Annotated in this window: 22 protein-coding genes; 8 read left to right on the top strand and 14 right to left on the bottom strand. The window is 59.5% G+C overall.

Annotated elements, in window-relative coordinates; genetic code table 11:
* Positions 1-42: 42 nt before the first annotated feature.
* Positions 43-993, top strand: coding sequence for an FAD:protein FMN transferase (locus tag GT756_RS11565; RefSeq protein ID WP_109938939.1), 951 nt, complete (start codon positions 43-45; stop codon positions 991-993).
* Here the strand turns inward: GT756_RS11565 and dcuR are convergent.
* Both dcuR and GT756_RS11555 read right to left on the bottom strand, forming a co-directional pair.
* Positions 974-1,693: a two-component system response regulator DcuR gene (gene dcuR / locus GT756_RS11560; protein ID WP_017900307.1), complete on the bottom strand. Its 720-nt coding sequence runs from the start codon at positions 1,691-1,693 to the stop codon at positions 974-976. The genes GT756_RS11565 and dcuR overlap by 20 nt on opposite strands.
* Positions 1,690-3,306 carry a sensor histidine kinase gene (locus tag GT756_RS11555; RefSeq protein ID WP_064177876.1) on the bottom strand — a complete coding sequence of 539 codons (1,617 nt, stop codon included), beginning with the start codon at positions 3,304-3,306 and terminating at the stop codon, positions 1,690-1,692. The genes dcuR and GT756_RS11555 overlap by 4 nt, the downstream gene beginning before the upstream one ends.
* A gap of 152 nt (positions 3,307-3,458) precedes the next feature.
* Here GT756_RS11555 and GT756_RS11550 point away from each other — a divergent pair, with 152 nt between their 5' ends.
* The 4 genes from GT756_RS11550 (at position 3,459) to GT756_RS11535 (ending at position 7,903) form a co-directional block, all read left to right on the top strand.
* A complete protein-coding gene (locus GT756_RS11550; protein WP_172972448.1) occupies positions 3,459-3,782 on the top strand; it encodes a hypothetical protein in 324 nt (107 codons plus the stop codon).
* A gap of 199 nt (positions 3,783-3,981) precedes the next feature.
* On the top strand, positions 3,982-4,902 hold the full coding sequence (locus GT756_RS11545; protein ID WP_160124796.1) for an N-acetylmuramic acid 6-phosphate etherase: 921 nt from the start codon (positions 3,982-3,984) through the stop codon (positions 4,900-4,902).
* 307 nt (positions 4,903-5,209) lie between these two features.
* Positions 5,210-6,820 carry a malate dehydrogenase (quinone) gene (gene mqo / locus GT756_RS11540; protein WP_243817661.1) on the top strand — a complete coding sequence of 537 codons (1,611 nt, stop codon included), beginning with the start codon at positions 5,210-5,212 and terminating at the stop codon, positions 6,818-6,820.
* 156 nt (positions 6,821-6,976) lie between these two features.
* Entirely contained in the window at positions 6,977-7,903 is a 927-nt protein-coding gene (locus GT756_RS11535) for a LysR substrate-binding domain-containing protein (RefSeq protein ID WP_004206070.1), read from the top strand.
* Here GT756_RS11535 and mdcH read toward each other — a convergent pair.
* The 9 genes from mdcH to GT756_RS11490 all read right to left on the bottom strand — a co-directional run bounded on the left by mdcH (position 7,893) and on the right by GT756_RS11490 (position 16,208).
* Positions 7,893-8,795 (bottom strand): malonate decarboxylase subunit epsilon, encoded by a 903-nt coding sequence (gene mdcH / locus GT756_RS11530; RefSeq protein WP_049092626.1) that lies wholly within the window; start codon positions 8,793-8,795, stop codon positions 7,893-7,895. The genes GT756_RS11535 and mdcH overlap by 11 nt on opposite strands.
* Entirely contained in the window at positions 8,795-9,412 is a 618-nt protein-coding gene (locus GT756_RS11525; RefSeq protein WP_057215017.1) for a malonate decarboxylase holo-ACP synthase, read from the bottom strand. The genes mdcH and GT756_RS11525 overlap by 1 nt, the downstream gene beginning before the upstream one ends.
* Before the next feature lie 3 nt (positions 9,413-9,415).
* Complete coding sequence (locus tag GT756_RS11520; RefSeq protein ID WP_032455991.1) at positions 9,416-10,375, bottom strand: AEC family transporter; 960 nt, start codon at positions 10,373-10,375, stop codon at positions 9,416-9,418.
* Positions 10,376-10,511: 136 nt separating this feature from the next.
* Positions 10,512-11,312, bottom strand: coding sequence for a biotin-independent malonate decarboxylase subunit gamma (mdcE, locus tag GT756_RS11515; protein ID WP_160124794.1), 801 nt, complete (start codon positions 11,310-11,312; stop codon positions 10,512-10,514).
* Positions 11,312-12,145, bottom strand: coding sequence for a biotin-independent malonate decarboxylase subunit beta (locus GT756_RS11510; protein ID WP_017900316.1), 834 nt, complete (start codon positions 12,143-12,145; stop codon positions 11,312-11,314). Before GT756_RS11510 ends, mdcE begins: the two co-directional genes overlap by 1 nt.
* Positions 12,138-12,437, bottom strand: a complete 300-nt coding sequence (gene mdcC, locus GT756_RS11505) for a malonate decarboxylase acyl carrier protein (RefSeq protein ID WP_160124793.1) — start codon at positions 12,435-12,437, stop codon at positions 12,138-12,140. Before mdcC ends, GT756_RS11510 begins: the two co-directional genes overlap by 8 nt.
* A gap of 17 nt (positions 12,438-12,454) precedes the next feature.
* Complete coding sequence (locus tag GT756_RS11500) at positions 12,455-13,297, bottom strand: triphosphoribosyl-dephospho-CoA synthase (RefSeq protein WP_065877700.1); 843 nt, start codon at positions 13,295-13,297, stop codon at positions 12,455-12,457.
* Complete coding sequence (mdcA, locus tag GT756_RS11495; RefSeq protein WP_004206060.1) at positions 13,297-14,952, bottom strand: malonate decarboxylase subunit alpha; 1,656 nt, start codon at positions 14,950-14,952, stop codon at positions 13,297-13,299. Before mdcA ends, GT756_RS11500 begins: the two co-directional genes overlap by 1 nt.
* 221 nt (positions 14,953-15,173) lie before the next feature.
* The gene (locus tag GT756_RS11490; RefSeq protein WP_004206059.1) at positions 15,174-16,208 is read right to left on the bottom strand and encodes an AI-2E family transporter; all 1,035 of its coding nucleotides are present in this window, start codon (positions 16,206-16,208) and stop codon (positions 15,174-15,176) included.
* 442 nt (positions 16,209-16,650) lie between these two features.
* Here GT756_RS11490 and kpnE point away from each other — a divergent pair, with 442 nt between their 5' ends.
* Complete coding sequence (kpnE, locus tag GT756_RS11485; protein ID WP_004206058.1) at positions 16,651-17,013, top strand: multidrug efflux SMR transporter subunit KpnE; 363 nt, start codon at positions 16,651-16,653, stop codon at positions 17,011-17,013.
* A complete protein-coding gene (kpnF, locus tag GT756_RS11480) occupies positions 17,000-17,329 on the top strand; it encodes a multidrug efflux SMR transporter subunit KpnF (RefSeq protein ID WP_004206057.1) in 330 nt (109 codons plus the stop codon). The genes kpnE and kpnF overlap by 14 nt, the downstream gene beginning before the upstream one ends.
* A 74-nt stretch (positions 17,330-17,403) precedes the next feature.
* Here the strand turns inward: kpnF and GT756_RS26205 are convergent, their stop codons facing one another.
* Positions 17,404-17,517: an ArsR family transcriptional regulator gene (locus GT756_RS26205; RefSeq protein ID WP_224052065.1), complete on the bottom strand. Its 114-nt coding sequence runs from the start codon at positions 17,515-17,517 to the stop codon at positions 17,404-17,406.
* On the opposite strand from GT756_RS26205, the gene GT756_RS11475 reads away from it, so the two are divergent.
* Entirely contained in the window at positions 17,489-19,591 is a 2,103-nt protein-coding gene (locus GT756_RS11475) for a bifunctional diguanylate cyclase/phosphodiesterase (RefSeq protein ID WP_227507939.1), read from the top strand. The genes GT756_RS26205 and GT756_RS11475 overlap by 29 nt on opposite strands.
* On the opposite strand, the gene GT756_RS11470 is transcribed toward GT756_RS11475, so the two are convergent.
* On the bottom strand, positions 19,592-20,404 hold the full coding sequence (locus tag GT756_RS11470) for a serine protease (protein WP_004206054.1): 813 nt from the start codon (positions 20,402-20,404) through the stop codon (positions 19,592-19,594). It abuts the gene before it with no gap.
* Between the two features lie 940 nt (positions 20,405-21,344).
* On the bottom strand, positions 21,345-21,764 hold the full coding sequence (gene asr, locus GT756_RS11460; protein ID WP_160124792.1) for an acid resistance repetitive basic protein Asr: 420 nt from the start codon (positions 21,762-21,764) through the stop codon (positions 21,345-21,347).
* Positions 21,765-21,825 lie beyond the last annotated feature (61 nt).

Raw genomic sequence — 21,825 nt, 5'->3', positions numbered from 1 at the left:
GGCGCTCTCGCCGCCCGGCTTATCCCTTCTAAGGAGAGCCCGATGTCTGATAACCGCGTCTATAGCTACTCCGCCGTTCTGATGGGTTCTCCCATCCAGCTCAAACTCTGCTCCCATAATGAGGCGCTGGCCTCCCGCGTATTTCAGTTAATCAAACGCTACGAAGATCTGCTTACCGTTAACCGCGCCGAGTCGCAGGTAATGGATATCAACCACGCCGCCGGACGTCACCCGGTGACGGTCAGCCGCCCGGTCTTTCAGCTCATTCAGTGCGCCAAAGCCGCCAGCATGGTGCGCGACAGCGCCTTTAACCTCGCGATTGGGCCGCTGGTGAAGCTGTGGCGAATTGGCTTTCAGGGACACAGCGTGCCTGACGCCGGCGAAATCAGGGCCCGGCTGGCGCTGACCCGCCCGCAAGAGGTGATCCTGGATGAGGCAACCTGCAGCGTGTTTCTTCAGCAGCCGGGGATGGAGCTGGATCTTGGGGCGATCGCCAAAGGCTATATCGCTGACCGGGTGCGTGATTATCTCCGTCAGCAGCAGGTGGAAAAGGCGCTGATCAACCTCGGCGGCAACGTGCATACCCTTGGCGAATGGGCCATTGGCCTGAAAAAACCGTTTGCCGATGCGCAGGCGCTGATCGGCTCTCTGACGGTTAACGGGCAGTCGGTGGTCACATCGGGCACCTACGAACGTTATTTCGAGCAGGATGGCAGGCGCTGGCACCATATTCTCGACCCGCGCAGCGGTTACCCGCTGGATAACGAACTCGACAGCGTCACGGTGATTTCCACTGATTCTTTAGACGGCGATATCTGGACCACGCTGCTGTTCGGTCTCGGCGTCGAGAAAGGCTGTGCAGCGCTGCGTCAACGGCAGGATATCGACGCGATTTTCGTCACCAAAAATCGCGACATTATACTTTCATCGCCGCAGCGATTGCGCTTTGCGGCGCTGGATAGCGGCTACCGCGTTATTGACTGTACTGCTTAAGCAAACTGTACTGTTCGGCCACCAGCCGGTAGCGATAGACCGGCCGCCCGGTGGCGCCGTAGTGGATAGTGGTATAGAGAATATTGATCTGCGCCAGCCAGATCAGATACTTACGGCAGGATACGCGGGAGATATTCACCGCCGCCGCCAGCTCATCGGTAGAGAATTCAACGTCCGGGTGGGCGTCAATCCACTGGCACAGCGTGCGCAGGGTTTGCGCGGTAAGCCCCTTGGGCAGCTTGCGCGCGTCGCTGGCCTCCGGCGTGCCGCCGTGCAGCAGGCGGTCAACGTCGGCCTGCTCGTAATAGGGTTGGCCGGTTATCAGCTTGCGCTTCTCCCGCCAGGTAGTGAGCGCCTCTTCAAAACGGGGAAACTGGAAGGGTTTGATCAGGTAATCGACTACCCCGTAATGCATGGCGGTCTGCACCGTGGCGGCATCCGCCGCTGAGGTGATCATGATGACGTCAATGGCGCGCCCCGATTGACGGATAGTCGGCAGCAGATCGAGCCCGCTGTCCTGCTGCATATAGACATCCAGCAGCACCAGATCGATCTCCTGCTGCGGATCGTTAATCATCTCCTGGGCTTGACTGAGCGTCGAAGCGCTCCCGCTGCAACGAAAGCCGGGAACCCTTGCCACGTACAGGCGATTCAGTTCGGCCACCATGGCATCATCGTCAACAATCAACACATTTATCACGCACGTTTCCTTTTACTATCCCAGGGGAGATGAACAAAAAATTGAGTAAATACGCCGGGTTCCGACTCGACGGCGAGGGTGCCGCCCAGCTCGCGTAATTGCTGGTTGGCGAGAAACAGCCCGACGCCGCGATTCTCGCCTTTGGTGGAGAAACCTTTGTTAAAGATAGCGTCGATGTTGTTTTCCGGGATCCCCGGCCCGTCGTCGCTCACTTCACCGCTTAGCCAGCCGTCCTGATAGTGCAGCAGCAGGCCGATCTCGCCCTCCGCCTGACCGTTCATGGCATCCAGCGCGTTCTCAATAAGGTTGCCCAGCACCGTCACCAGCACGGTGACCTGCTTCTCATTCGGGCAATCCGGCACCAGGCTCTCATCCGCCAGCTTAAGGGTAAAGCCGCACTCGGTGGCGCGCTGCATTTTACTTATCAGAAAGCCGGCGACCACCGGGGATTTTATGCGGTGCTGAATATCGCCGATGTCCGCCTGGTAGCGATGGGCGGTCTGCAGCACGTACTCCTCGAGTTTGCCATAGCTTTTCATATTCAGCAGCCCGAGGATCACGTGCAGTTTATTCATAAATTCATGGGAGGTGGTGCGCAGGGCATCGACATAGCTCATCATACCGTCCAGCCGCTGCAGCAGCTGGCTGACTTCGGTCTTATCGCGGAAGGTACAGATGGCGCCGACCACGGCCTCCTGGCTGCGGATAGGCACCGTGTTGCTGATTAGCAACAGGCCATTGCATCCCAGCTCGCGGTCGTACATCGGCTCGCCGCTGTGCAAAACCGTCTGCAGGTCAGCGAGCAGCGGGGTATGAGCGAGCGTCTTGTCCGGCCCGGAAAAGAGGATCTCGCGCGCCGCCGGGTTGATCAGGTTAACCTCACCATGGGCATCGACGGCCACCACCCCCTCCTTGAGGGCGTGAAGCATGGCCTGACGCTGCTGAAACTGAGTGGAGATTTCGTGCGGCTCCAGTCCCAGCAGGACGCGCTTCAGGCCGCGCACCAGGCTCCAGGTGCCGAGGGCGCAGACCAGCGCGCTGAACAGGATGGTCAGCAGCACGTCCCAGCGGCTGTTGGCGATCTGCTCGTCCACTTTACTCAGCGAAATGCCGACCACCACCACGCCAATCTGCTGATGCTGATCGTTGAACACCGGGGTAAACACCCGCAGCGCCGGGGCCAGCACGCCGTGGTTAATGGCCACGTTCTCTTTTCCCTGCAGCGTCGGCTGGATATCGTGGCCGATGAAGGGTTTGCCAATAATTGAGCTGTCCGGATGCGAATAGCGAATACCCTGCATATCGGTGACGATAGCGTACAGCAGGTCGTTGCGTCGGGTGATGGCCTGCGCCAGCGGCTGAATAATTTGCTGCTGCGGCGGCGCCTCCAGTCCGCGCTTCACCTGCGGCATATCGGCCATGGTGCGCGCCACCGCCAGCGCGGTCTCTTTCAGACCATCGCGAGTGGCATTGCTGATCTGCATATACCACAGGGCATAGACCAGCAGCAGCACGGCGCCGATCACGCTGCCGATCATCAAGGAGACGGCGGTGCTCAGCTTTAGCGGTAAGGCGCGTTGACGAACGCGAGGCGGGTGCTCTGATGCCTTCATGACGATCCCGGATAGAGTCAGTAAACGATTATTATCGCTGATAGCGTGGCATTCATAAAGCCGTGTAATCAAAGCAAAAGGCCGCTTTTGCTACGGTAGCCCTGTCCCGTCCACGATAAACTGTCGCTTTTCGCCACAGGCTTAAGGCAGACATGATGGAACTGGCATCTCTGGTCCGGGATATTCTCCGGCAACAGCACGTTGAACAACTGGCGCAGCATCGTGAACAGGACCATGAAGCGGAAGCAGAGTGGCAGATCGCGCGCTGGCGACATCGCAGCGGGGTGGTGATCCAGCACCGCTACGAACTCGAACTTCCGCAACAGGATGCCGCCTCCTGCCCGGAGTGCTGGATCGAGTGGCAGGTTATCGATAGCGCCGGCCTGGTGGTGCAGCCAATGCGCAAACAATTTTATAACCTCTGTCAGCAATCCTTCTGGCTGGCCATGCAGGCGGACGGCGAAGATGAGAGCTGAGACAGGATTGTTCAGATAATCGGCAATTGCCCGTGAACGGGCGATCGGGACGGTAAACTGTGACCCCGACGGCGGTAAAGCGCGGAAGATTCCCCTTATAGTGGCGACAGAGGTTAAATAGTCCTGATGAATATAAGGATATGCATCAGGCCGCTGATTTCGCCGAGATGCGCTTTTTCTGTCGTAAATGGAGGTTGTTATGAGCAGTTCGCTAACCGCGTCAATGCAGGCACGTCGTCACCCGGATACCACCCACATCGATCGCCTCGCCACCGCCGACATGCTGGCGATGCTGCATCAGGATGATAAGCAGATATCGGAGGCGGTTGGCGCCTGTTTGCCGGATATCGCCCGGTTGATTGATATCGCCACCGCGACAATGAGCCGGGGAGGGCGTCTGGTTATTATCGGCGCCGGGGAATCAGGACGCACGGCTGTCCAGGCGGTCAGCGACTACTCTCCGGAAGGCAAACACGCGCTGGTGGGGCTGATTGCCGGTGGGCAGACGGCGGCGATGGCCGAGCGGGAGACCGCGGCGAATAATTACGATCTAGGCGCCTTCGAGCTGCAGTCGCTGGACTTTTCCAGCCACGATATGCTGCTGGCGCTTACCGTTAGCGGCAAGACCCCATGGGTCTGGGGGGCGATGCGCCACGCCTGGTCGCTGGGGGCTCCGATCGCGGTGGTGACTCAGCAGGCGGCCAGCGAGGCGGCGCAGCTGGCGGATATTATTATTGCTCCGCAAACCGGGCCGGAAGCGGTGGCGGGCTTGACCAATCCGAAGGCCCGGCTGGCCCAGCGGCAGATCCTTAACATGGTGTCGACGGGCCTCGCTATCCGTGACGGCCGGGTGTACAGCAACCTGCGAGTGGATCTGCAGGCTGACAGTCCACACTGGGCGGAGCGGCAGGTGGCGATTGTCATGGCGGCCACCGACTGCACGCGCAGCGAAGCGAAAGCCGAGCTGACCAGCTGCCACCACCATTGCCGCACCGCGATCCTGATGCTGCTCAGCGGGCTGGACGCCTGGCACGCGCGGGAGCTGCTGACCAAACATCACGATCATCTGCGTCTCGCCCTGCGCGAAGCCCAGCGCAGCGCTGTCACTCCCGCCCATTAAGCCTTTAGCCAGGCGCGCACAAACGGTATGCGCGCCTGCACTTTATTAACTAAAGAAATTCCTCTCCTCTATTTATTCCGGTAATTGCGCTGAATTTTCAGTGAGATTTTACGCCGACGCTTATTTTTTAGTGCCGCTCTGATTTTTTAAGTTAAATAATTATTTGATTAAAAATGCGAGAGTGTAAATGATATTTTAAAATAAAGTAAAAGTGCGTTAATATGCTGCCTCTTATTACCGTGTGCTACGTGATAATTCTATTATGCCTGCAATGAAAAAAACGATTATTTCCTTTACCGCATTAGCGATGTTCGTCAGCGCGGCGACGCATGCTGAAGCGGATACCTCTAAAAAAACCGACTTCCTGCTGATTGGCGGCGGGATCATGAGCGCCTCGCTTGGCACCTGGCTGCAGGCGCTGCAGCCGGACTGGAACCTGACGATGGTGGAGAAACTGGACGGCGTGGCCCTGGAATCCTCCAACGGCTGGAATAATGCCGGTACCGGTCACTCGGCGAATATGGAGCTGAACTATACGCCGGAGCGGGCGGACGGATCGATTGACGTCAGCAAAGCGCTGGATATTAACGAACAGTTCATGATTTCCCGTCAGTTCTGGTCGGCACAGGTGAAGCGCGGTATTTTGCACGACCCGCACTCCTTTATTAATTCCACGCCGCATATGAGTTTCGTCTGGGGCGATAATGTCGACTATCTGCAGAAGCGTTATACCGCGCTGCAGCAGACCACCTTATTCCAGGGGATGAAATTCTCCACCGACCACGCGCAAATTAAACAGTGGGCGCCGCTGGTGATGGAAGGCCGCGATCCGCAGCAGAAAGTGGCTGCCACCTGGACGCCGGTGGGTACCGACGTTAACTATGGCGAAATCACCCGGCAGCTGATCGGCAGCCTGAAGAAAAACAGCCATTTCACCCTGCAAACCTCCTCTGAGGTCACCGATTTCAAACGCAATGCCGATAACTCCTGGCACGTGACCATTAAGAACGTGCAGAGCGGCGAGGCGCAGACCATCGATGCGAAATACGTCTTTATTGGCGCCGGCGGCGGTGCGCTGAAGCTGCTGCAAAAAACCGGTATTCCGGAAGCGGACAACTATGCTGGCTTCCCGGTGGGTGGTTCGTTCCTGATGACCGAGAACCCGGCGGTCACCGCGCAGCACCTCGAGAAAGTGTATGGCCAGGCTTCGGTCGGCGCACCACCGATGTCGGTACCGCACCTTGACGCCCGCTACCTCGATGGCAAGCGCGTGGTGCTGTTTGGGCCTTTCGCCACCTTCTCGACCAAGTTCCTGAAGAACGGTTCCTTCTTCGACCTGTTGAGCACCACTACCACTGACAACGTGCTGCCGATGACCCACGTCGGTCTCGACAACTTCGATCTGGTGAAATATCTCGTCAGCCAGGTGATGCTCAGCGATGATGACCGCTTCGCCGCGCTGAAAGAGTACTACCCTGACGCGCGTAAAGAGGACTGGAAGCTGATCCAGGCCGGCCAGCGCGTGCAGATCATTAAGAAAGACGCAGAGAAGGGCGGCGTGTTGAAACTGGGCACCGAAGTGGTGGTCGATCAGCAGAAAACCATTTCCGCGCTGCTTGGCGCGTCGCCGGGGGCTTCCACCGCTGCGCCGATCACCCTCAATGTGCTCAAGCGGATGTTCCCGACGCAGTTTAACTCGCCGGAGTGGCAGACCCGTATCCACCAGATCGTGCCGAGCTACGGCCAGAAGCTGAACGGCAACGTGGCGCTGACCCAGCAGGTTTGGGATGATACCGCCGCGACCCTGCAGCTGACGAAACCGCCGGTGATCCAGATGCCAGCGGCTGCGCCCACCGCGACCGCGAAGCCGGTTGAGCCTCAGCGCGACGCCTCGCCGCAGCATGATATGGCGCTGTAAAAGCAAACTTGAAAGTGAACAAAAGGGAAGACCACGGTCTTCCCTTTTTTGCGTCCATTCCCCGCCTGCGCCGCGCTCTGCCTGCAACTTTGCCGTCATAAACGATATACTGATTTGAATTGAAAAAGAAAAGCAAATCAGGAGTGTGGAAGGGCTATGCAAGACGATATCAACCAGGAGATCACCTTCCGCAAGTTGTCGGTCTTTATGATGTTTATGGCGAAAGGCAATATCGCCAGAACCGCCGAAGCGATGAAGCTCAGCAGCGTCAGCGTCCACCGCGCGCTGCATACGCTGGAAGAGGGGGTGGGCTGCCCGCTGTTTGTTCACAAAGGGCGCAATTTACTGCCGCTGCAGGCGGCATGGACGCTGCTGGAATATTGTCAGGATGTGATGAGTCTGATGAGCCGGGGGCTTGAGGCGACGCGCAAAGTCGCCGGCGTCGGCCAGGGGCGGCTGCGCATCGGCACTCTTTATTCCCTGACCCTGGAAACCGTCCCGCGCATTATCATGGGCATGAAGCTGCGGCGCCCTGAGCTGGAGCTGGATCTGACCATGGGCTCTAACCAGATGCTGCTGGATATGCTGGAAGACGACGCTCTCGACGCTATCCTGATCGCCACCAATGAAGGGGAATTCAATAATACCGCTTTCGACGTGGTGCCGCTGTTTGAGGACGATATTTTTCTCGCCGCCCCGGCGACGGAGCAGCTGGATGCCTCACAACTCGCCGACCTGCGCGATTACGCCGATCGCAAGTTTGTGTCGCTGGCGGAGGGGTTCGCCACCTATGCCGGATTTCGGGAAGCATTCCATATCGCTGGTTTCGAGCCGGAGATCGTCACCCGGGTGAATGACATCTTTTCGATGATTAGCCTGGTGCAGGCGGGCGTCGGGTTTGCGCTGCTGCCGGGGCGAATGAAGAAAGTCTATGAAAAAGATGTACAGCTGTTAAAGCTGGCGGAACCGTACCAGATGCGCCAGCTGATCTCGATTGTCTATTCACACCATCGCGAGCGCGATGCCGACCTGCTGGCGCTGGCGGCGGAAGGAAGGATGTACGCCCGGAGCCTTATTCGTTAAGCCGCTGCGCCAGATGGCGGGCAACGTCCACGCCGCTGCGTTCCAGCGAAAGGGTCTCCCCGCGCCAGCCCGCCTGGCGGGTCAGGCAGGTGAGCACGCCGCCGGGCGGCATCTCGATTGCCAGTCTCGCGTCGCGTTCATCGGCGGCGATCATCGCCTCCTGCCAGTGGACGGTGCGCGCCATGTTCATCGCCAGATCGTCGGCGATCCGCTGCGGCTCCCACAGCACGCGCGCCGTCGAGCCGCTTAAATAGGCGCACTGCGGGCGCGTTAAGGTCAGGTTGGCAAAGGCTTTTGCCAGCGCTGCGGCGGGTTTATCCAGCAGCGCACAGTGCGATGGCACGCTGACCGCCAGCCGCTGCGCCTTGCTGGCGCCCGCCTGCAGCGCCAGCTGTGCCACTTCGGCCATGGCTTCATCGCGTCCGGCGATCACAATCTGCGTTTCGGCGTTGAGGTTGGCGAGATAGACCTCGTGGCCCTGCATCAGCGCCTCAAGCCGCGGGCGGGTCAGGCCCATAATCGCCGTCAGCCCGTAACCTTCAGGATAGGCCTGCTCCATGAGATCGCCGCGCAGGGCTACCAGCCGCAGCGCGCTGGCGAAATCGAGCGCGCCGGCAATGACCGCTGCGGGAAAGGCGCCGATGGAGAGGCCGCTGACCATCTGCGGATTAACGCCCTGGCGCTGTAGCTCGCGCGCCCAGGCTACCCCGACGATCAGCAGACAGAGCTGGACCGCACGGGTGTGTTTTAGCGCATCAGCGCTATCGAGAGTCTCGACTTCATCCCCCAGCACGGCGCGCGCCTGGCTGAGGATCGCTTCGCGGTCGGGGATAGCCGCCAGCATGTTGGGACGCTGGGCGCCCTGTCCGGGAAAAGTAAACAAAATCTTCATCATTCCTCCCTGCGCCACGGCGCAGTAGTTAAGCGCGCACCGTGTGACGTTTTCAGCAGCGCCCGCCCATCGCGTAGCCACTCATTGAGGGCGAAGGCGCCGTACGGCGTTTCGACCTGGGTATCGGCGCGGCACGGGAGCTTGGCCACCCGGGACTGCCATTCCAGCAGCGCCTCGCGGGCCAGCGGCTGCGGCGCGCGGATCAGCAGATCCAGATCGCTTGCTGCATGGAGTACCGGGATTTCGGTCGCCAGCGCGTAGCCAGTGCTGCCGGTGACGCCCCAGCGCCAGGGCCAGTCTTCCAGCGTCAGGGCGATAGCCGCCTGCACCGGCGGCTGCGAAACAAAAGGGGAGCCCAGCAGGCGCTCGCGCTCCACCAGCATCTCCGGGGTGACGCTGCGCACGATATTCTGCGCCTGTACCCAGCCGGCGGCGCGCTGCTCGCGCTTCATGCCCCGCACCCCAACCGGGATGCGGGCCTGGCCGTCAACGTCGCGCCTCACCACCACCGGCAGCGCGGCTCGCCACTGCTGAACCACCCACGGCTCGGCAATATCTTCCAGGGCGCTGGCGTGGTTTAACCAAACTAAATCGTGGGGACGCGGCGTTGATGACATGGTTTACAGTCCTGAAGTCAAAGAGATAAACAGCGGTAACGACAGGATACACAGAACCGAGCTTAACAACAGCACGGCTTCAGCATCCGGGGACTGCACGCCGAAGCGGTTGCCGAAGACCACGCCGAAGAAGCCGGCGGCCAGGGCAATCATCAGGATCGCGGTAATCGCGATGGAGCCATGCAGACCCAGCAGCATCACCAGACCCCAGGCGATAAACGGCTGTACCAGCAGTTTTACGAGGGTGGAGGTGGCGATCAGCGCATTGATCTGCAGTTTACGCGCCGAGAGGATCACCCCGGTGAGGAACAGCGCTGCTGCGGTAGCGGCCAGGCCCAGCGGTTTGATGGAGGCCAGCAGCAGGTCCGGCATGTTAATGCCGATAGCGGAAAGCACCACCCCGAGCAGCGGGCCCCAGACGATCGGCTTTTTCACCGAACGCCACATCAGCACCGGCAGCATCGCCAGCGTAGAACCGGTGTTTTCCCCCGCGGCGCGGGCTTTTTCACGTTCCAGAATGAGCAGGCAGAAGGGGGTCATCAGGACCGAACCGCAGGCGATAGAGACCGCCACCGACAGCGAGGTCGATGCGCCTTCGCCGAGCACGCTGCCAAGGATCGGCAGGCCCAGCGCGGCGTAGTTCGGCAGCGCGACGGTGAGGGTCAGCACCGCGGCATCCTGCGGGGTGCGTTTGAACACGCTGGTGGCGAGGAAGTAGATCCCGGCGTAGGTGATCCACATCGCGCCGGTCAGCACCAGCACCAGCGGCGACTGGGCGACGATACCGGCCCATGGGGTTTGCACCGTGGCGCTGAACAGCGTAGCGGGTAAGGCGAAATCCATTACAAAGATATTGAGCAGGGAGACATTTTTGTTATCTACCATCCCGGCTTTACCGGCCCAGAAGCCCAGCAGCATAATGACGAAAATCGGGGCAAGAGCATGAATAATCACATAAGTCATAAATCACCTGTAAATAAAATAGAGTACTGGCGCGATTGTTATTTTTTCTAAAAGCCGTCCCTTCCCGGAGCGTTTATTCCGCGCTCCGGGAGACGGCTTCCGGCAGGTTTTCTTCTACTACTTACGTACGAACGTCTTACCAGCTGGCGCGCATAAGGTCGCGGACCTGCTGCGAACTGCGGCGGTTTTCCGCACCCAGGCGGCACTTCAGCGAGGGATCCTGGCGCGCGTCAGCGATGGCGTCGCGCAGGGTACGGCTGACCAGCGCCAGATCGTGGTCGTCAGGCGCGTCCGGATTGCTGATGTCAAGCAGGGCGGAGAGCAGGCCGAGCGTGGCGTAGTTGTTGACGTCATAGGCCATCGGCGGGATCGTCGCCGCCAGTTTCTCCAGCGCCTCTACGGTACGCAGCGTAATGCGCGCTGCCGATGCTTTACCCATCGCGTGAACCAGCACGCCGCTATCGTTAAAAGCGATCAGGCGGTTGGCCTGATAGCCGTGGGCCAGAAACGCCCCGGACATCGCTTTGCCGACAATCAGGCCAATCACCGGATGGCCGGCAAGACGGGCTTTGGCGTAGGCGCCTGCCGCCCCGGCCAGGGCCTGGTGGATGCCAAAAGCTTCCTCGCGGCGGCCATAGGCCTGGCTCGGGACATCAATTACCGCGACGATCGGCCGTTTGACAGGCTGATCGGCGTCGGCGGCGATGGTTTCGTTGACCACTTTCGCCAGCGTCCAGCCTTCCAGCAGGCCGACTTCGCCGCCGGCGGCGCGCGGGTAGTGGTTGTTAGCGTCAGGTACCACGGCGATAAAGCGGACGCTTTCGCCATCAATCTGGCCATCTGCGACCTGCACCGAAGGGCACAGACCACTCATCAGCGGCGCGTCGGGCGCCAGTTTGTTCAGCCACAGCGCGGCGCGGTTTGGGAACTGGCTCATTATTTCTCCTCCCGGGCAAAAAGCTGTTTAATCTGCGCGGTATCCGCCTGCTGGCGGGTGTCGAACTGGCTTAAACGGCGCAGGTAATCGTCATAATTGTCGCTGCGGTGCTGCGCCGGTACGCCTTTGGCGATCGCCTCGTTCATCGCGGTTTTGACCGCGTTGACGCCATCGTTAACCAGCGCGTCGACCAGGCCGCTGGCGGCGCGAATTTCGCCGCCGGTCATGCTCCAGATAAACGGCCGGTTGCGTGAGTCGTACTCTTCAATGCCGGCTTCCTGCTCGATAACCTGTGGGCCGTTGAGGCCGAGACGGGCTTCACGGGTGACGATAAGGTAGCTGCACAGCGCCGCGGCGATGGACATACCGCCGAAGCAGCCGACGGTACCGGTAATAATGCCGACCACCGGGGTGTAGCGGCGCAGGTCGACAATTGCGGCGTGAATATCGGCGATGGCGGCCAGACCGAGGTTGGCCTCCTGCAGACGTACGCCGCCGGTTTCGAGGCACAGCACCGCCTGGGTCGGGATACCGTTGCGGTTATCTTCCGCCGCCAGCTCCAGCGCGGCGGCCATTTTGGCGCCGGAGACTTCGCCCATACTGCCGCCCTGGAAGGTGCCTTCGATGGCAATCACCACTGCAGGTTGGCCGTTGATCGTGCCTTTGGCGACCACCATACCGTCGTCGGACTGTGGGACGATGCCCTGCGCGCCGAGCCACGGAGACATAATGCCTTCAAACGGATCCAGCAGTTCGCGGTAGCTGCCGTCGTCCAGCAGGGCGTGGGCGCGTTCGCGAGCGCGCAGTTCGATAAAGCTGCGATCGTTACGCATGAGCGGCCTCCTCAAAGACTTGTTCAATACGAATACGGGCGACGCCCGGCGTGGCGCCGAAGTCGCGAATAACCAACTGCCCGGCGGGCAGGCCGTTGATCAGGTTCAGCCGGTCGAACAGCGCCTGCCAGCGCGCCTGGCTGTTATCCACCGAGGTGGTAATTTGCACGCGGAGCGTATCGCTCCCGGCGGCGGTATAGAGCACCTCCATATCGCCTGAACCTACAACCCCTGCCAACGCTCTGCCGCTGAGGGCGCGGCTGGCAGGAAATGACAATGTAATCTGTTCCATAACATCCTCTGAATGCGTTAGCCGGCAACCCGGTCGAGAAACAGGGTGGCGGCAAGGAGATCGGCGGCGCCGCCCGGCGAGGCGTTGTGCGCCAGCATCTGCGCGTCAAGCCGCGCCAGGGCGGCGCGTCCGGCGACGCTGGCGCAACCGCCGGCCGCCAGCACCTCGCGGGCGCCCTGCTGCATGGTCTGCAGGCCGCTCATGCCGGCGCGCGACAGCACGCAGGTATCGCTCAGCGAGGTCATGATGGCCATCAGCGCGTCAAGTCGCGCCTGCGGCTCGCTGGCGCCCCGGGCGCGGCTTTGCTGTAACTGCGGCAGCGCCAGGGCGGTGATATGCGGGAAACCGCGCTGCGCCTCTTCGCGCGCGCCAGGCACCTGCCAGCGGCGGCTGGCGCGCAGCCCTTTACTGAAGCTTTTCGGCGCCAGGCTGTCGGGCAGGCGGGCGAGGGCGGCGGCGGTGTCGGCGATCGTCTGTGATTGACCCTCTCCACCCAACATCGCCACCGCGCTGACCAGCAGCCCCAGCGCCCAGATGGCGCCGCGGTGGGTATTGATCCCACCGGTGGCCTGCATCATCTGCGCTTCGCCTTCGCGACCGAGGCGGCCGACGGTTTCGCGCAGCGCGATATCCGCCGTGCGGCGCCAGCTTTGCTGGGCCAGCGCGTGGAAGGTCGGCTGCAGGCTGCGGGCGGAGCGTTCCATCAGCGCCAGCGTGAGGTCCTGATGCGCGCCGCTGCCGCGGCTGTCGACCAGACCCGGTTTCGGGCTCAGACGGGCTTCGTCAATCAGGCAGGCGCTGGCGGTGTCCGCCAGCCAGCTGACAAGACTTTCGGCGTGCAGGGGAGAGAGAATTTTCATTACCAGCTCCGGAATTTTGCCGGTGGGTTGTACAGTCCGTCGGACCATTCCACCAGGTCGGCGACGCTGCCGGCGGCCAGCAGTGAACGGGTTGCCTCGCTGCGGCGAATACCCAGATCTTCCGGGTAGACCACTTTGCCGCTCTGACGCAGGGCAGCCACGCGTTTTGCGTCCACCCCGAGGCCAATATCGGTGATCCCGGCCACTGCGGCGACCATCGCCCGGCGCTCTTCCAGGCTTTCCGCACGATACAGATAGGCGATACCCTCTTCGGTCAGCACGTGGGTGACGTCATCGCCGTAAATCATCACCGGCGCCAGCGGCATGCCGGAGGTTTTAGCGACGTCGACCGCGTCGAGGGTCTCAACGAAGGTCGGTTTCACGCCGGCCTGGAAGGTTTCGACCATCTGCACCACCAGTTTTTTACCGCGCTGCATTGGGTCCGGCTCGGTGATCATATTGAGCCAGGCAGGGGTAGCGTGGCGGCGGCCGTGCGGATCGTGGCCCATGTTCGGCGCGCCGCCGAAGCCGGAAAGGCGGCCGCGTGTGACGGTCGAGGAGTTAGCCAGTCCATCCACCTGCAGGGTCGAACCGATAAACATATCCACCGCGTACTGACCCGCCAGCTGGCAGAAGGCGCGGTTGGAACGCATGGAACCGTCCGGGCCGGTAAAGAAGATATCCGGGCGGGCGCGGATGTACTCTTCCATCCCCAGCTCGCCGCCGAAGCAGTGCACGCTCTCCACCCAGCCGCTCTCGATCGCCGGGATCAGGGTCGGATGCGGGTTCAGGGTCCAGTGTTTACAGATTTTGCCTTTAAGGCCGAGCTGTTCGCCGTAGGTCGGTAGCAGCAGTTCGATGGCGGCGGTATTGAAGCCGATCCCGTGATTGAGGGACTGCACCTGATGCTCTGCGTAGATGCCCTTGATCGCCATCATCGCCATCAGAATGTGTTCTTGCTTAATCAGGCGCGGGTCGCGGGTGAACAGTGGTTCAATAAAGAACGGCTTGTCGGCGACCACCACGTAATCAATCCACGAGCCGGGAATATCGACGCGGGGCAGATCGCACTCGTCGTCCACCAGTTCGTTGACCTGAGCGATAACAATGCCGTCGTGGAAGGCGGCGGCCTCCACCAGCGCCGGGGTATCTTCGGTACTCGGCCCGGTATAGAGGTTTCCTTTGCGGTCGGCTTTGTAGCCGGCGATCAGCGCGACGTTAGGCGACAGATCGACGTACAGGCGGGAGTAGAGTTCGATATAGGTATGAATGGCGCCGATTTCCAGCAGCCCATCTTCCAGCAGCTGCGAAATGCGCAGGCTTTGGGTACCGGAGAAGGAGAAATCGAGCTTACGGGCGATGCCTTTTTCAAACAGGTCAAGGTGCTCGCTGCGCCCGACGCTGGGCATGATCATATGCAGATCGTGGATTTTCTGCGGATTGACTTCCGCCAGCATGCGGGAGAGAAAATCGGCCTGCTTCTGGTTGTTGCCTTCCAGCACCACCCGGTCGCCGGGGGCGAGCAGGTTTTCCAGTACGCTGACCAGCTGGTCAGTGGGGATGACTTTGCCCGGGATGTTGGCCTCAGCCAGCCGCCGTTGCTTTTCCGTCCGGCGACGGTTCCAGACCCGCCCCGTCGTTTGTTCGGCATTCATTATTAACCTCCTGATTCGACAAATCGTTTTGTTTGTCCTGGTGGAGGGTAGTGTGCGACGCGGGGCGCGGAGCATCAATTAAGCACGGCGGCCAATCGTTAGCCTGAGAGTAACAATGGTGAGCGCCACTTTGTGATGAGGATCAATAATACAAAAGGCGTAGTGGTCTACGGCAGGTGACAAGGAGAGGAGGGCCGGTCAGCCACCGGCCCGGGAAAGGTTTACTGTTTGCTCACATCACTTAATAAGAAGGCGATGCTCTGCCCGCCGCTGGTCTGCTCAAGGGCAATTTTGACGATAATCGTCAACGGCACCGACAGGAGCATACCGACCGGCCCCAGCAGCCAGCCCCAGAAGATCAATGACAGGAACACCACCAGGGTGGAGAGCCCCAGGCCGCGCCCCATGATCCGCGGTTCGAGAATATTGCCGAACACCAGGTTAACGATCAGATAGCCGGCCAGCACCACCAGCGCCTCGTACAGGCCGCCGAACACCAGCACCTGCAGGATCGGCGGGATGGCAGCCAGTACGGAACCGATATTGGGAATATAGTTCAGCGCGAAGGCCAGTAGCCCCCACATAAAGGCGAAGCGCACGTCCAGCAGAACCAGCATTCCCCAGACCACCAGCCCGGTGACCAGGCTAATCGCGGTCTTCAGCACCAGATAATGCGACACGCTGTCGATAGCGCGCTGGATAGCCCCCATGCCTTCTACCGGGCGGGACATCAGCTGCTGGAGTTTAGCGGGGAGCTGCGGCACCTCCAGCAGCATAAACACCACCGTCAGCAGCAGCAGAAAAATCGAGGACATGGCGTTCGACAGCTGAGTGAGCAGACTGGTGACCAGGGTCATCACGGCGTTGGGGTCGATGTATTTGTTAAGTTCCACCACCGAGACGGTAAAACCCAGGCGCTGCAGCCAGGGGGCGATGGTTTGCATCGGTTCGTAGAGATAGTTGCGGTACTGCGGCAGGGTGCGCGCCAGCTCGTTAAGCGAGGTCCCCAGCGAGGCCAGCAGCACAACGGCTAACATCACGATAAGGCCTATCAGCAGTGAGATCGCCAGCACGCGCGGCACCCGGCAGCGGACCAGCAGCTGCACCAGCGGATTAAGGATCACCGCCAGAAAAAGCGCGAGAATAAACGGGACAATAATGTCTGCCGCAAAGCGAATGCCGGTCAGGATGATCACCAGCATGCCCAGCATGATGACCATCTTTAGTCCGTTAAGTGTAATAATAGGTTTAGCCATAGGATCCCGTCCTCAATCTTCCTTGCCTGTTAACAGGTTGCGTTACATTAGCATAATGACGTTTTTTTTCAGAAAAAACGCATTGCTGCAAAACCGCGGCGTAAAGAATTGCAAAGTCTTTGAATTAAATGTAGCACTATGCTACAAATTTATCTGTGTTTAACTACTGAGGACAATTTCCATCCGCACCGGACGAGAAGCAACACCGCGGATAATTGTAATTTTATGGACAATCAGTTCAGGATGTATATTTTAAATCACCCCGCAGTATCCCTCACTTTTTCCCGTTTTGCCGGCGAACAGCACTGGCATTCGGCGCTATAGTCACCTTCTTTCTGCCTGAGCTGGCGCCAAGCGCACAGCGAAATCTACGTCAGAAATTTTCCGGTTTACGCGTCTCGTAAACGGTAATGGATTATATTCTCAAGCAGGAGAAGGGATCATGTTTTATTGGATTTTATTAGCTTTAGCTATTGTTGCTGAAATTACCGGCACGTTGTCGATGAAATGGGCAAGCATCAGCGGTGGGCATACCGGCTATATTTTAATGCTGGCCATGATAGCTCTGTCATATATTTTTCTCGCCTTTGCAGTTAAAAAAATTGCCCTCGGCGTGGCTTACGCGTTATGGGAAGGGATTGGCATTTTGCTGATCACCCTGTTCAGCGTTCTGTTATTTGATGAAAGCTTGTCGCTGCTGAAAATAGCCGGTCTGACCACACTGGTGGTGGGGATCGTCCTGATTAAGTCCGGCACCCAGAAAAAAGCGTCGTCGAAGCAGGAGGTGGCTCATGCAGCAGTTTGAGTGGATCCACGCCGCCTGGTTGGCTATCGCCATTGTTCTGGAGATTATTGCCAACGTCTTTTTGAAGTTTTCCGACGGTTTCCGCCGCAAGGTCTATGGCATCCTGTCGCTGGCGGCGGTGCTGGGTGCGTTCAGCGCCCTCTCGCAGGCGGTAAAAGGCATCGATCTGTCGGTTGCCTATGCGCTGTGGGGCGGCTTCGGTATCGCGGCGACCATTGCCGCCGGCTGGGTGCTGTTTGGCCAGCGCCTGAATAACAAAGGCTGGGCGGGAGTCATCCTGTTGGTTGCCGGCATGGTGTTAATTAAACTCGCCTGACGTCGCGCCGCCTGCAAAGCCAGGCGGCAAAACGGGTCCGCTGTAGTATGCTTACCTCAAGACCGGCCCCGCAGTTATTGTGCCCGGTGACGATGAGGACTGCGCATGTTCACAGCTTTCGGCTGGCGGAAAATTCCTTCCGCCAGGACGTTGTCAATAATGATTTTTCTCGCCGGGCTCGGCCTCACCGCGTCGGTGATCTCCCTGCTTTACCTGTCGCAACACCTCATTGCCAGCAAATCCAATGAAATTGACCAGCAGCGTTCGGTCCTGTCGGTGGAAGGGGCGGTGCAGACATCGGTCAACCGGGTGCTGTCCCTGGTGCTGGACAATGCTATCTGGGACGATGCGGTGACCCAGACTTACGCCCCCAGACTGGATCAAAAATGGCTGTACGACACCTGGGGGTCGGGCTTCAAAATCAATAACCTGTACGACGGCACCTTTGTCCTTGATGAACATTATCACATTCTGTGGGGTGCCTTTCAGAGTCAGGTGATGCCCCGGACAGACCTTTCATTTCTCGGCGCCGGGCTGACCAGCCTGATCCGTTATCATGCAAAGGCTCTGCGCGAGGGCAAAAACGCCTTCGCCGGCATCACGCGCACCGAGGCAGGGATCGCTTTCGTCGGCATCGGCCTGATCCGGCCGACGACCGGCCGGCTGCAGGTGGCTGACGATACCCGGCGCTATCTGGTCATTACCCGGCACATCAGTCCTCAGCTGCTGCAGCGTTTAGGCGACACCTTCCAGATAAGTCATCTCCATCTCAGCGACGGCCCCGGCGAACACCGTATTCCGCTGCGCACGCAGGGAGGCGAGGTGCTGGGCTATCTGGCGTGGCAGCCGCGTCTGCCCGGCGCCGAAGCGGCCCTGGCCTCATCAGGCAGTATGCGGCTGATCGCCGGGGTGGCCGCCAGCCTGATCCTGCTGTTTATTCTGTTCAGCAGCCTCGGCATGTATAAGCTGGCCCGCGGCGAACGTCAGGCGCGGGAGATCGCCCTGATTGACTGGCTCAGCCGGCTGCCCAACCGACGAGCGCTGCTGCTGCGGTTAAGCCAGGTGTGCGACACGAGTAAGCACGACATGCAGTGCGTGGTGTTTATCGATCTGGACGGATTTAAGGATGTGAATGATAACTATGGCCACGATGTGGGCGACGCCCTGATCCGCCATATCGCCAGCGCGCTGCAAAAACGGGTGCCGGCGGAGGCCATGCTGGCGAGAATGGGCGGGGATGAATTCGCCATGGCGGTGAGCGGCGAACAAGCGATCGACCGGGCGGCGGCGTTCGCCTGGGCGGCGCTGGAGCTGCTGAAAGCGCCGGTGGCACTGAGCAAACGCAAAATTTATATCGGCGCCAGCATCGGCATCGCCAGCGGAACCCCGGCGGAATGCTCCAGTACCGAACTGTTTCGCCGGGCGGATATCGCCATGTACCACGCCAAGAAGAGCGGCAAGGGGCAGACGGCCTGGTATGACGATGCGCTGGACGCCGCGCGACGTCATCAGCTGATGATCGAGAATGGCATCCGTCAGGGGCTGGAGCAGGATGAATTTGAGGTCTGGTATCAGCCGGTAGTCGATGCCGATACCCTGACGATGACCGGCGTTGAAGCGCTGCTGCGCTGGCCGCGTCGCCCGCAGGGTGCGCTGGCGCCGGATGCATTTATCGCCATTGCCGAGAGCAGCGGCCTGATTGACACCCTCGGCCAGTTCGTTCTGCAACGTGCCTGCAGCGACCTGCAGCCGGTGAGCGATCTGCTGCTGTCGGTGAACATCTCCCCGGCGCAATTTCGCGATCCGGCCTTTGAAAGCCGGGTGATGGAGACGGTCGCTGCCTGCCGCTTTCCGCCGTCGCGCCTGCAAGTGGAGGTGACGGAGAGTTATGTGCTGGAAAATCCGGAACGTTCGCAGGCGGTAGTGGAGAATCTGAAGGCCCAGGGCATTGCCGTGGCGCTGGACGATTTTGGCACCGGTTATTCGAGCATCGGCTATTTACGCCGCTTTCGTTTTGACAGCCTGAAGATTGACAAATCCCTCGCCGGGCGGGTGGACTGTGATGCGCAGGCGGCGGAGATGGTGCGCGGCACGGTGCGCATCGCCCGCGCGCTGGGGATGACGGTCGTGGCTGAGGGGGTTGAAGATCCGCAACAGCTGGCGCTGCTGCGGCGGGCCGGTTGCGACCGGCTACAGGGCTTTTACTTCAGTAAACCGATGCCGATCGCCGACCTGCTGCAGCGGCGCCAGCAGCAGGGGTAATTACTCTCCGGCCAGCGCCTCCAGCTTATCGCGAAAGCCGGTCACCGCGATGGCGCGGTTGTCCGCTCGCCAGCGATCCTGCGGGCCGGGAGCCGAACTTTGCACGGCGATCACTTGCCAGCCGTCCGCGGTTTTCAGCAGCAGCGGCGAGCCGCTGTCGCCGGGCAGGGTGTCACACTGGTGCGACAGGACGCTGTTTTGCGCCCAGCCGGTGACGATGCAGTCCTGGTGGCTATAAAGATTATCCAGATGATCTTCAGGATAACCTGACTGGGTCACTTTCCGGTCCGCCGCCTTCAGCGCCGCGGTTAAATCGGCCTTACTGCCGGGGAAGAGCGGGATCGGCGTGATGCCTGAGGGAGCATAGCGCAGCACGATCAGGCCAAAATCCGAGGGCGCCGCGGCGGAGGGAACGATCCAGCCGTCGCCGTCGGCTTTCAGGCGCTTGCCTAAGCCGGGATCCACTCGTCCGTCAATGCCGTGGATCTCATACACCCAGTTCCCCTTGCGGGAAATAAAGCGCAGAGCGACCGCTTTGTCCGGCTTGCCGCGCGGGGGCGTTAACAGGCAGTGGCCCGCGGTCAGCGCCAGGTTGGGGGAGATGAGCGTCGCCGTGCACAGATTGCCGCTGGCGGTCTCCAGCTGGCCAATCGCGTCCCACGGGCTCTCCTCCGGACGGCTCACCGCTTTACGGTCATCGTGACCGAAAAACAACGTCTTAATATCTTTGGCGCTCAGTCCGTTATCATCGGCATGTGCGCCCAGAGGTAACAGATAAAATGAACACAGTAATAACAGAACGTTTCTACGCATATCACTCTCTGGGGAGGCTATGATGTCTATTGACAGTAGCAGGAGATTTAAGTTTATGAAAGTAAACAATAATTCTTATCAGGCCAAACGGCATGTCTCATCTGCGCGCGGTGGGCCCTGGCGCGGGTAAAACCGTCTGATTTCAATCGGTTAATACCAGTAACCTTCTGCTGCTATTTCCGCAGAAAGCGCGGTCTGGCGCAAGAACATTCGTGTATCAGAACGTACTGAAATTGGCGAATAATGCAGCAACACTTCTTTAAGGTTATTCCTGGTTTGTCAGCGGAATGCGCAAAAATAATACGTTTACCCGCCAGAACTTCACCAGAATTCGCACTTCTTTACGCCTCACGTAATAATTTTCAATGCGAAACATTTTCTCACCGAAAACATTGTTACCGTCACCCCGCCGTTGAGTAAATAGAGAGGTAATACCGGCGATGATAGCCTGAATTCTATTTCCCCGGCGTTCGGAGGGTATATGTCTAAAAAAGGTATTCGCGCACTGGTCTATGTTTCCCTGGTCTCCGTGGCCATCTGGGGCGCAACCGGCTATCTGGTGATGGAAGCGGTACGTGCTTTGTGATGAGTCTGGCCGCCGCATGGGGGCCAGGCGCGCGATGGTTTCTTGCTAACGTGTCTGGCGTCTTCGGGCGCCGGGCATTATTTGCGCCGCTGGCAGCGGCAGGGTACAGAGAGTGGTAAGAGGCAGGCAATAATATTTGCGCGACATTCACCTTCCGGGAAGTCTGCGCCAGGCGGCAAAACGGGAGAGGGGGCGAAACAATTAATAGAGGAAAAAGCGGGTCGCAACCACTGCGCAAATGATTAACAGGATCAGGATGAGCTCAAAACGATAGCGCCGCAGCATAGTGCTCTCCAGAAAAAACGGCGCTGAAACAGCGCCGATTATTTAAGAAGGTTGGTTCACCGGGAGGAATTATGCTGCCGGCTGTGCAGCAGGTTTAGCGGCCTGGTGTTTGGTGGTTTTGTGGTGTTTTTTCGCTGCCTGGGCTTTCTGGGCTACCGGTTTAGCGGCAGCTTTGTGGAGCTTTTTAGCGGCCTGGGCTTTCTGCGGAGCGGCTGGTTTAGCTTCTGCTTTTTTGTGTTTTTTAGCGGCCTGGGCTTTCTGGGCAGCGGCTGGTTTCGCTTCTGCTTTCTTGTGTTTTTTGGCAGCCTGAGCTTTCTGCTCTGCAGCTGGTTTTGCTGCGGCTTTATGGTGTTTTTTGTGATGGGTGGTCTTGGCAGCAGTGCTGTGGGTAGCAGCAGGCGCCTGAGTGGTGCTTACTGCGTCAGCAGCGAAAGCGGCGGAAGAGAGACCCATAGCAGCGGCAACGACCAGAGCTAATACTTTTTTCATTCTGATATCCTCGAAAAGTTTTCTTAATTTCAACCCCACTGCGGGGCCGGTGAAATTACTA

This window comes from Klebsiella sp. Q2, assembly GCF_009900705.1.
GTDB classification, from domain to species: Bacteria; Pseudomonadota; Gammaproteobacteria; order Enterobacterales; family Enterobacteriaceae; genus Klebsiella; species Klebsiella quasipneumoniae.
This window is presented reverse-complemented; position numbering and strand designations above follow the sequence as displayed.

Excerpts from the sequence above, each read along its gene's own strand:
- GT756_RS11535 (WP_004206070.1), top strand. The coding sequence starts at position 6,977 with ATGCAAGACGATATCAACCAGGAGATCACCTTCCGCAAGTTGTCGGTC.
- mdcH (WP_049092626.1), bottom strand. The coding sequence starts at position 8,795 with ATGAAGATTTTGTTTACTTTTCCCGGACAGGGCGCCCAGCGTCCCAAC.
- mdcA (WP_004206060.1), bottom strand. The coding sequence starts at position 14,952 with ATGAATGCCGAACAAACGACGGGGCGGGTCTGGAACCGTCGCCGGACG.
- GT756_RS11525 (WP_057215017.1), bottom strand. The coding sequence starts at position 9,412 with ATGTCATCAACGCCGCGTCCCCACGATTTAGTTTGGTTAAACCACGCC.
- GT756_RS11475 (WP_227507939.1), top strand. The coding sequence starts at position 17,489 with ATGATTTTTCTCGCCGGGCTCGGCCTCACCGCGTCGGTGATCTCCCTG.
- asr (WP_160124792.1), bottom strand. The coding sequence starts at position 21,764 with ATGAAAAAAGTATTAGCTCTGGTCGTTGCCGCTGCTATGGGTCTCTCT.
- GT756_RS11510 (WP_017900316.1), bottom strand. The coding sequence starts at position 12,145 with ATGCGTAACGATCGCAGCTTTATCGAACTGCGCGCTCGCGAACGCGCC.
- GT756_RS11555 (WP_064177876.1), bottom strand. The coding sequence starts at position 3,306 with ATGAAGGCATCAGAGCACCCGCCTCGCGTTCGTCAACGCGCCTTACCG.
- GT756_RS11470 (WP_004206054.1), bottom strand. The coding sequence starts at position 20,404 with ATGCGTAGAAACGTTCTGTTATTACTGTGTTCATTTTATCTGTTACCT.
- GT756_RS11500 (WP_065877700.1), bottom strand. The coding sequence starts at position 13,297 with ATGAAAATTCTCTCTCCCCTGCACGCCGAAAGTCTTGTCAGCTGGCTG.
- GT756_RS11565 (WP_109938939.1), top strand. The coding sequence starts at position 43 with ATGTCTGATAACCGCGTCTATAGCTACTCCGCCGTTCTGATGGGTTCT.
- GT756_RS11520 (WP_032455991.1), bottom strand. The coding sequence starts at position 10,375 with ATGACTTATGTGATTATTCATGCTCTTGCCCCGATTTTCGTCATTATG.
- mdcC (WP_160124793.1), bottom strand. The coding sequence starts at position 12,437 with ATGGAACAGATTACATTGTCATTTCCTGCCAGCCGCGCCCTCAGCGGC.
- GT756_RS11545 (WP_160124796.1), top strand. The coding sequence starts at position 3,982 with ATGAGCAGTTCGCTAACCGCGTCAATGCAGGCACGTCGTCACCCGGAT.
- GT756_RS11550 (WP_172972448.1), top strand. The coding sequence starts at position 3,459 with ATGATGGAACTGGCATCTCTGGTCCGGGATATTCTCCGGCAACAGCAC.
- kpnF (WP_004206057.1), top strand. The coding sequence starts at position 17,000 with ATGCAGCAGTTTGAGTGGATCCACGCCGCCTGGTTGGCTATCGCCATT.
- mqo (WP_243817661.1), top strand. The coding sequence starts at position 5,210 with ATGTTCGTCAGCGCGGCGACGCATGCTGAAGCGGATACCTCTAAAAAA.
- mdcE (WP_160124794.1), bottom strand. The coding sequence starts at position 11,312 with ATGAGCCAGTTCCCAAACCGCGCCGCGCTGTGGCTGAACAAACTGGCG.
- kpnE (WP_004206058.1), top strand. The coding sequence starts at position 16,651 with ATGTTTTATTGGATTTTATTAGCTTTAGCTATTGTTGCTGAAATTACC.
- GT756_RS11490 (WP_004206059.1), bottom strand. The coding sequence starts at position 16,208 with ATGGCTAAACCTATTATTACACTTAACGGACTAAAGATGGTCATCATG.